Consider the following 1,005-nt stretch of genomic DNA (forward strand, 5'->3'; position numbering starts at 1 on the left):
CAAAGCAGAATTTGAAAAGGTAATGAAAGCACTGTCTGATGATAAAAAGCCGTTATAACTTGAGCAAACACGCTCAGGTTATAACGACTAACTGGATTTAAAATGTCAGCGTAGCGGCCATTTCGTTATTAATTTTAACCAGGCAAATCAAATCTTTTTTCATTTTCCATTTACAGTCCGAAGTTACGCTCATACCGTCATACTCACCACTGAAATGACCTTCGTCATAGTTATATGATAACTGACCATTTATCACGACATTGTTATTAATTAACACTTGGTGTTCAAAGCTGATTTGATCAAAACGACCATACACCTCAACTTGTTGCTCTGCGCCAGCTGGACGATAATATTGTTTAGGTGATGCGGACGTGCAGCCAAGTAATGTGGCAACAAGTGCAGCGATGATAATTTTTTTCATAAGTGGTCCCAGTAAAAAGTGAATAAGCTCATTAATAGTACAAAAAACCGGTTTGAACGCCTACCTTTCACATCAAGTTTAATAAGATCGTCAATGTGACTAATGAAATAAGCGTAGAGAGCATAATAGTCTGAGCCGTAATAAATGCATCACGCTGGTAATATTCGGCCAGCATAAAAGGCCCAGTACCTGTCGGTAGCGCAGCCAATAATATTGCCATCATGGCTAAGGTATTATTCATATCAAACACCCATAAAGCCAATACAGCGACAAGCAGTGGTTGAGCGATAAGCTTGGTAAACGTTAATACCCAAGCAATCTGTTTTGCTCGCATATCCACACTATCAGCTTGGTTTACATTACTGGCTAAAAATAACCCTAAACTCACTAATGCACATGGGCTGGCGGAGTCTGAGAGCAGATGAAGAAAGGTTTCAATGCTGTTGGGCAGCGTCAACCCAGAAGCCGCGACCAACACGCCGGCAATCGGAGAGACAACTAATGGATTACGGAAGACCGCAGAAAAAACATGTTTCATTCTATGGTGGAGCGCTTTTTCAGCTTGCAACCCCGTTTCTATTAAC

2 protein-coding genes are annotated in these 1,005 nt (G+C 41.0%); both read right to left on the reverse strand.

Annotated features, from left to right (window positions below):
* Positions 1-97: 97 nt before the first annotated feature.
* Positions 98-421 carry a hypothetical protein gene (locus tag B4K20_RS03560; protein ID WP_289281908.1) on the reverse strand — a complete coding sequence of 108 codons (324 nt, stop codon included), beginning with the start codon at positions 419-421 and terminating at the stop codon, positions 98-100.
* A 67-nt stretch (positions 422-488) separates the two neighbouring features.
* The coding region (locus B4K20_RS03565) for an AEC family transporter (RefSeq protein WP_289281909.1) at positions 489-1,005 on the reverse strand (517 nt) is incomplete at its 5' end.

Source organism: Methylophaga sp. UBA5088 (assembly GCF_002414625.1).
GTDB classification, from domain to species: Bacteria; Pseudomonadota; Gammaproteobacteria; order Nitrosococcales; family Methylophagaceae; genus Methylophaga; species Methylophaga marina.